The sequence below is a fragment of the Streptomyces hirsutus genome, assembly GCF_001418415.1.
In the GTDB taxonomy this organism is placed as follows: Bacteria; Actinomycetota; Actinomycetes; order Streptomycetales; family Streptomycetaceae; genus Streptomyces; species Streptomyces hirsutus.
Genome location: NZ_LIQT01000250.1, coordinates 1 through 7495 on the forward strand (window position 1 = coordinate 1; position 7495 = coordinate 7495).

Below are 7495 nucleotides of genomic sequence, written 5' to 3' on the forward strand. Positions count from 1 at the left end.
GTTGGGGTGGGCGGCATGTGGTGGTCGTGGGTGGGAGCCTCGCGGGGCTGCTCGCGGCGCATGTGCTGGCCGGGCATGCCGACCGGGTGACCGTCGTTGAGCGGGACCGGTTCCCGGGCGGTGCCGAGCCGCGGCCCGGGGTGCCGCAGGGGCGCCATCCCCATGTGCTGCTGCAGGGTGGGCAGGTGGCTATGGAAGCGCTGCTGCCGGGCTTCCTCGCGGAGTTGCGGGAGGCGGGCGCGCCGTGGGTGGGCATGCCGTCGGACATGGTGCTCTGGCAGGCCGGGCGCTGGTTCCGCCGGGTGTCCGCCTCCACGCATATCTACACCGGGTCCCGCGCGCAACTGGAGGAGCTGGTACGGCGGCGGGTTCTCGCCAACCCGCTGATCGGCACCGTGGAGGGCGCCGATGTCGTGGGGCTCCTCGGTGACGCCTCGCGGGTGCGGGGCGTGCTGCTGCGGGAGCGGTCCGGGGACACGCGCACAGAACCCCGGGCGTTGGAGGCCGACCTGGTCGTCGATGCCTCCGGCACCGGCACGAAGGCCCCGCAGTGGCTCGCCGCGATCGGCGCCGCGGCCCCACACGAGGAGACCCTTGACACGGGCCTCGCCTATGCCTCTCGCGTCTACCGCGGTCCGAAGGGGGTTCTCGACGGTGCGACCGTCGGGTACTACGTCTATCCCGGCCCCTCCCAGTTGCACGGCGGCGGTGCGCTGCCCCTGGAGGACGGCACCCACCTGGTGATCGTCTCCGGGCTGCGCGGCGACGCACCGCCCACGGACGACGACGAGTTCGTAACGTACGCCAAGCGGCTGGGCCATCCGCTCCTGGACCGCTGGATGGACGAGGCCGAACCGCTCTCCCCGCCATTCGGCTACCGGCGCACTGCCAACGTCCGCCGCCGCTACGACCTGCCCGGCCCGCCGGCGGGATTCCTCGCCACCGGCGACGCGCTGTGCACCTTCAACCCGATCTACGGCCAGGGCATGGCCGTCGCCGCGATGAGCGCGGTCGCCCTACGTGACGCGCTCGCTGATCCGCACCGTACGCCTACGACCCGGCGCGCGCAGCGGGCGTTGCTCGCGGCGTCCCGGCAGGCGTGGGACATCTCCGCCGGGGCGGACCGCAAGATGCCGGGTGCCCTTGGCAGCGCCCTCGACGGCGGTCCCGCGGACCGGGTCGCGGACTGGTACCTGCGCCGGGTCCAGGAGAGGGCGCCCGGCGACCCGGTCGTGGGCGGCGCCTTCCGTGCCGTACTAACGCTCGCCCGACCCGTCTCCGCGCTGTTCGCTCCGCCGGTGGCCCGCGCCGTCCTCTTCGCTCGGCCGGCGCCGACGCCGACGGAGCCTCCCGCGGCACCGGAGGGACCCGGGGTGAACCGCTCCGGGTCTGATGGAGGCTCGATTCCTTGAGAGAGGATCGAGTTCATGGCCCGCCCTTCCCCTTACCCTGCCGAGCTTCGTGAGCGTGCGGTGCGCATGGAGTGGGGTTCACTCGATGCGCACCACCGTGGTCTCCACTCTCCGGGTGGACTCCACTCCCACCCGGTCAGCGGTCCGTGCACCGGGCACGCGGTGGAGTCCACCGTGTCCACTCATCCCCGGCGGCGGTCCCGCGCGTAGCGCCACAGGTTCGGCCGGCCGCCGGGGAACTGCCGTGAGCGGGAGCGGCGCCGGACGGGCGGCGGCTTCGGCGACGGGTACAGCGCCGCACGCAGCCGGCTCGCGTCGGCGAGCTTCTCCAGGCGCTCGCGTTGCTCCAGCGAGAGGTGCGGTGGGGTCGGTTCGACCATCAAGGCCTCCGTGCTTGTGTGGGTCGCTCCCCGCACCCTCGCCGCTCCCCGCCGTCTTCACGGCGAGCACTCGGGCCGCGTCCCGGCAGCTGGCCCGGCGACTTCTCCGTCCGTCCCGTCGACCGGTCCCGGCCGGGTCGATGGCCTGGGCACACGCCGACGCCCACGGCCATCTGGTCCGTGGGCGTCGGCGCGTTGCTGCGGTCAGCTCTCCAGCATGGCCTGGAGGTCGCTCAGCGTCAGCTCGTTCGTGCCGCGATCCGCCGCGGTGCTCTGCGTCCAGGCGACGATCGCCGGGTGCGCGTCCTCGTACGGGGTGCCGGCGGGCGTGTGAGGATGATCCTTTGGTGTGGACACCCTGACAATGGATCTTGATGGTCCAGGGAGGGATGTCCAGGTGGGACGCAAGTCTCCGTATCCGGAGGAGTTCAGGAAGGACACCGTCGCGCTCTACCGCGCCGCGGCCGGCAAGTGGACGTACGCGGCGGTGGCCGCGGATCTCGGCATCACCGCCGAGTCGCTGCGGACGTGGGTCCGCAAGGACGATTCACAGGCCGTGCCCGGACGCCGTGACGCGGGCGGGAGCGAGGCGGAGGAGCTGGCCCGACTGCGGGCGGAGAACGCCCGGCTACTGAAGGCGGAGAAGGAGTGGCAGCTGGAGCGCGAGATCCTGCGCCGGGCAGCCGCCTATTTCGTCCGGGAGGTGAAGTGAGCCCCCGCCGCTGGGGCTTCATCTCCGAGAACCGCGCCGACTTCGGCGTGCAGCGGATCTGCCGGGTGCTCGGGGCGTCCCGCGCCGGCTACTACCGGCACCTGGCCACCGAGCAGGCCCGCGCCGAGCGCCAGGCCGAGGAGAAGCGGACCGTGAGCGAGATCCGCGCCATCCACCTCGAGCACCATGGTGCCTACGGCGCCCCGCGCGTCCATGCCGAGCTGCGTGCGAGGGGACGGAGGATCAACCGCAAGCGCGTCACCCGGCTGATGCGGGTCAACCACATCGTCGGGCGGCACCTGCGGAAGAGGAAGCGGACGACGATCGCGGACAGGACCGCGCCGCCCGCGCCGGACCTGGTGATGCGCGACTTCACTGCGGACACGCTGAACACCAGGTGGTGCGGCGACATCATTTACATAGCCGTCGGCGCGAAGTGGCTCTACCTCGCCACGGTGATCGACATCTGCTCGAGGAAGGTGGTGGGCTGGTCGATCGCCGACCACATGCGCACCTCGCTGGTCACCGACGCGATCGAGATGGCCGTGGCCGCCCGCGGCGGCCGGGTCCGCGGCGTCGTTTTCCACACCGACAGGGGCGCCCAATACAGCGTGGCCGCCTCCGCCGAGGTCTGCCGCCGGCACGGCATCCGGCGCAGCATGGGCCGGGTCGGTTCGAGCTATGACAATGCCCTCGCAGAGTCGTTCTTCCAGGGCCTCAAGCGCGAGTTGCTCCACGGGAGGCGCTGGACCTCGAAGGCACAGACGCGGCTCGAGCTGTTCTGCTGGCTGTCGTACTACAACCGGCGCCGTCGGCATTCCGCGCTCGGCTACCTCACACCAGCCGAGTTCGAACAGCAACTGATCACGTCACGTACGCTGTCACTCGTCGCGTGAAACCCGGTGTCCACCCCCGGGGATCAACCTCATCGGTGACCTTCCACCCCGGGAGGGCCCGCCGGACCTCTGCAGACGCCGAGTGCCCCGAGGAGAGCGGCAAAGGCGGCGCCTACTCCGCCTTCCCCGTCCGGAGAGGTTCCACTCGGAGCCCGGGCGCCGGGCCCCCGCCGGACGTCAGCGCGACCGAGACGTCATACCCGTCGAGGCACTCCCAGGCCGGTGACCGGTTCGGGGGGCGTCGGACGGTGCCTCCTGCGCGAGAACGCGCGAACACGCGGGCGGTCTTCCCGGCAGCCAGGTGCGCCGACACCCGCATCGAACGACCCGTCGGAGCGCCTGTCCCCCACGCGAGCTACGCGCAGGTGTCCACCGTGAGGTGACGATTCGCGGACGCCGGATCCGTAGCGTTCGAGGCGTCGCGGCACCCCGGCCGCGGACCCGGAGGAGGAGCGTTCATGAGGTTCGTCTGGCAACTGTCGGCCGTCGTGGTGGTCGCCATGATCGGCGGTCAGGTCGTCGCCGCCGTGGAGAACCACCCCTGGCTCCAGCTCGTCCTGGGACTCCTGGCCTGCGTGCTCGCCGTACTCGTCTACGGATGGGTGGTCAACAAGACCGAGCACCGCCCGGCCACCGAAGTGGCCCGTAAGGGTGCCGGGGCCGCGATCGGCCGGGGGATGCTGATCGGCGTCGCGATGTTCGGCGCCGTGATCACGAACATCTACGTCAACGCGCACTACGAGATCAACGGCCTGGGCTCGGTGTCCGGCGCCGTGGGACTGGTCGGATTCATGGCGGCCGCCTCCGTGACGGAGGAACTGATCTTCCGGGGGGTCCTGTTCAGGATCATCGAGGAGCGCACCGGCACCTGGATCGCACTGACGCTGACCGGACTGCTGTTCGGCCTCTCGCACCTGCTGAACCCCAACGCCGACCTGTGGGGCGCCCTCGCCATCGCGATCGAGGCCGGCGGCATGCTCGCCGCCGCCTACGCCGCGACCCGCACCCTGTGGGTGCCGATCGGCCTCCACTTCGGCTGGAACTTCGCGGCGGCCGGCATCTTCAGCACCGAGGTCTCCGGCAACGACACCCCGCAGGGACTGCTGGACACCATGACGTCGGGCCCGACGTGGGTCACCGGCGGCAACTTCGGACCGGAAGGCAGCGTGTACGCGGTGCTGTTCGGCGTACTGGTGACGATCGGGTTCATGTGGCTGGCCCGCAGGCGCGGCAACCTGGTGCCCCGTCGGCGCGCCGACCGGATCGCTGCCACCCCCACTACACTGCCCCGGTGACCGGACTTCCGCGGATCCAGGAACTGTGGCGCCGGTCAGGCGCCGCAGTCTGGTATGTCCCGCTCGCAGCGGTCCTGTTCGCCGCCTCGCTGGTCTACCACGACAACGGCACGGAGCTCGGCGGCCTGCCGACCCGCCCCTTCGACGCCCTGGCCGTCGCGGCGATCGCCCTCCAGTGCCTCCCGCTCGCCGGACGCCGGCGGTGGCCCGTCCTCTGCTTCGCCGTGGTGTCGATCGGCTTCGCCCTCGACCAGCTCCGCGGCTACCACTCACTCGCCGGCATCGCGCTGCCCATCACGCTGTTGAGCGTGGCCTCCCACCTGGAACACCACAGGCGGGCAACCGCGATCGCCGCCTCCGTGGCATACGTCCCGCTGGCGGTCGCGCTCCACCGGCTCGGCCCCGGCGAACCGCCCGGCGAGTTCGTGACGTTCTACCTGGCCGTGGCACTCGCCTGGGGCGTCGGGTCATGGGTTCGTCACACCCGGGCCCTGGAGGACGAGAGCCGCCGCCGCGTCGCCGAGGACACTCGCGCCGCCGAACGCGCCCGCATCGCCCGCGAACTCCACGACGTGGTGACCCACCACGTGACGGCGATGGTCGTACAGGCCGAGGCGGCCCGCTATCTGACCGCCGTCCCCGATCGCCTCGACCAGAGCCTGACAGCCGTCACCGACACCGGCCGCCGTGCCATCACGGATCTGCGGCACCTGCTCGACCTGCTCAACCCCGACCACAGCACCGAGCCCAGGACCCCACCCGCCGGCCGGCTCCTCGCCCTCGTCGAACAGACACGGCGGGCCGGTCAGCCCGTGGAGTTCACCGAAGAGGGCACACCGGCCGAGTCGACCGGCAGCGCCGACCTCGTGGCCTACCGGGTGGTGCAGGAGTCCCTGACGAACGCCCTCAAGTACGCCCACGGCAGCCGCACTTCCGTCCGGGTGCGCCACGGCTCAGGAGAGATCACCGTGGAGGTCGGCACGGACGGCTCCGGCTCGAAGACCCCCGGACTCTCCGGAAGCGGGCGCGGCCTGGCCGGTCTCCGTGAACGGGTCGACGTCCTCGGCGGCGACTTCAGCGCGGAGCAACAGAAGGACGGCGGCTTCGTCGTCCGCGCCCACATACCCGCCGGGAGCCCGTCGTGACCGCGCCCATCCGCGTCCTGATCTGCGACGACCAGGTACTGATCCGCACCGGACTGGCGACGATCATCGATGCCCAGCCCGATCTCGAGGTCGCGGCCGAGTGCGGGGACGGGCAAACCGCTGTCGACCTCGTCGGACAACTCCGCCCGGACGTCGTGGTGATGGACATCCGCATGCCGGTGCTCGACGGCATATCGGCCACCCGCCTCCTGGCCGGCGCCGGCGTACCGCACCCCGTCAAGGTGCTCGTGGTGACGACGTTCAACCTCGACGAGTACGTCTACGAGGCGCTCCGTGCTGGCGCGAGCGGCTTCCTCCTCAAGGACGCGCCACCGGCCCAACTGCTGCACGGAATCCGGACCGTGGCGGCGGGCGCCGCGCTGCTGGACCCCGAGGTGACACGCCAGCTCGTCGGACGGTACGCCGTCCGGATCCGCCCCACCGGGGACAACGGGCCCGACGTCCCGCTGACTCCCCGCGAACTGGAGGTCCTGCGCCTCATCGCGGACGGCCTCTCCAACAACGAGATCGCCGCGGCCCTCGTGATCAGCCGGGAGACGGTCAAGACCTTCGTCTCCCGCATCCTCACGAAGCTCGGCCTCCGCGACCGCGTCCAGGCAGTCGTCTACGCCTACCGTCAGGGCCTGGTGTCCTGAAGCGGGCCACGGCCCCTGACGGGCCCCAGCGGCCGAGCCGCTGCGCGGCCTCCGTCACCCAGTACGTCAGGATCGTCCGCGCACCCGCGCCGGATGCCCGTCAGGCTCTTCAGGATCGCCGCGTCCCGATCGGTCCAGCCCTTCTCCGCGGCAGCCTCGATCATCGCGTACTCACCGCTGATCTGGTACACCGCGACCGGCACGTCCACCGCGTCGGCCACCTTGGGTGGCTTTATCGAGCAGTAGGGGTGGCGGGCTGCCTGGAGGTCGGCGGTGATGGCGTAGCCGGCTGTCCTCAGGGCCTGGTGCAGGGCGGCGGGAAGGTGGGGGCGGTGGCAGACCAGGGTCAGGTGGACACCGGTGACGGCGCGCAGTTGCAGGAGGCGCATCGTGCGGCGGGCTCCGGGGTGCGCGGCCGCCGCCGGGTTCTGGGATGCCTCGGCCAGCCACCGCCAGACCATGCGCTCCGATGCCCCCAGGCACTCCCCCGCCAGCCGTACATGCCGGCGCGAGAGGCCGCCTTGGGCCCGCAGCGCCAGCAGGCGTCGCACCGCAGGCGCCCGCAACGCGACCAGGGGTTGATCCCCCAGCACGCCGACCGGATCCTCCGGCGGTGGCAGCGTCTGCCCGCACGCACCGTCAACGCTGTGGCCGGCGTCGGTGTTCTCCGGTCGGCTGTCCGCCATCGTGCCTTCTCTTCATCGCTCAGGAAGGGGTGCTCTGCCGTCGGACCTGGTGCGGCCGGTGCTCGTTGTAGAACGTCTCGAACTCGCTTAGGGCGTGCAGGAGGTGACGCCGGTCCCAGATCAACGTGCGGTCCAGCAACTCCCGCCGGCAGGTCTGCACCCACCGCTCCATGACCGAGTTCATTCTCGGCATCCGGGCGCCGCTGAGCACCACCTGGATGCCCGCGTCGTTCAGGACAGTGTCGAAGAGCTCGGGGAACGTGCCGTCCCGGTCCCGGATCAGGAACCGCGCCCGGCAGTTGACGTCCTCCAG

General features: G+C 71.4%; 8 protein-coding genes and 1 pseudogene. 5 read left to right on the plus strand and 4 right to left on the minus strand.

Annotation, left to right across the window (positions count from 1 at the left end; all coding sequences use genetic code 11):
• The first annotated feature begins 26 nt into the window (after positions 1-26).
• Positions 27-1412, plus strand: coding sequence for an FAD-dependent oxidoreductase (locus AOK11_RS19295; RefSeq protein ID WP_055594979.1), 1386 nt, complete (start codon positions 27-29; stop codon positions 1410-1412).
• Between the two features lie 182 nt (positions 1413-1594).
• On the opposite strand, the gene AOK11_RS19300 is transcribed toward AOK11_RS19295, so the two are convergent.
• Both AOK11_RS19300 and AOK11_RS42915 read right to left on the minus strand, forming a co-directional pair.
• Entirely contained in the window at positions 1595-1792 is a 198-nt protein-coding gene (locus tag AOK11_RS19300) for a hypothetical protein (RefSeq protein ID WP_055594961.1), read from the minus strand.
• A gap of 204 nt (positions 1793-1996) precedes the next feature.
• On the minus strand, positions 1997-2149 hold the full coding sequence (locus tag AOK11_RS42915; protein ID WP_157869397.1) for a hypothetical protein: 153 nt from the start codon (positions 2147-2149) through the stop codon (positions 1997-1999).
• A 40-nt stretch (positions 2150-2189) separates the two neighbouring features.
• Here AOK11_RS42915 and AOK11_RS19310 point away from each other — a divergent pair.
• The 4 genes from AOK11_RS19310 (at position 2190) to AOK11_RS19325 (ending at position 6496) form a co-directional block, all read left to right on the plus strand.
• Positions 2190-3400 (plus strand): IS3 family transposase gene (locus tag AOK11_RS19310; protein ID WP_107098626.1). Its coding sequence is split into 2 segments (ribosomal slippage): positions 2190-2436 and positions 2436-3400, totalling 1212 coding nucleotides; the frame shifts between segments, so codons are not numbered across the junction.
• Positions 3401-3858: 458 nt separating this feature from the next.
• Positions 3859-4695, plus strand: a complete 837-nt coding sequence (locus AOK11_RS19315) for a CPBP family intramembrane glutamic endopeptidase (RefSeq protein ID WP_055594964.1) — start codon at positions 3859-3861, stop codon at positions 4693-4695.
• Positions 4692-5840, plus strand: coding sequence for a sensor histidine kinase (locus tag AOK11_RS19320; protein WP_055594965.1), 1149 nt, complete (start codon positions 4692-4694; stop codon positions 5838-5840). The genes AOK11_RS19315 and AOK11_RS19320 overlap by 4 nt, the downstream gene beginning before the upstream one ends.
• Complete coding sequence (locus AOK11_RS19325; RefSeq protein WP_055594966.1) at positions 5837-6496, plus strand: response regulator; 660 nt, start codon at positions 5837-5839, stop codon at positions 6494-6496. The genes AOK11_RS19320 and AOK11_RS19325 overlap by 4 nt, the downstream gene beginning before the upstream one ends.
• A gap of 34 nt (positions 6497-6530) precedes the next feature.
• Here AOK11_RS19325 and AOK11_RS40200 read toward each other — a convergent pair.
• Positions 6531-6723: pseudogene (locus AOK11_RS40200) on the minus strand (porphobilinogen synthase); the annotation flags it as partial.
• Positions 6724-7201: 478 nt separating this feature from the next.
• On the minus strand, positions 7202-7495 hold a 294-nt coding region (locus AOK11_RS45140), incomplete at its 5' end, for an integrase core domain-containing protein (RefSeq protein WP_157869399.1).

Bases quoted from the DNA above. Each gene is read 5' to 3' on its own strand.
- AOK11_RS19300 (WP_055594961.1), bottom strand. From the start codon at position 1,792: ATGGTCGAACCGACCCCACCGCACCTCTCGCTGGAGCAACGCGAGCGC.
- AOK11_RS19315 (WP_055594964.1), top strand. From the start codon at position 3,859: ATGAGGTTCGTCTGGCAACTGTCGGCCGTCGTGGTGGTCGCCATGATC.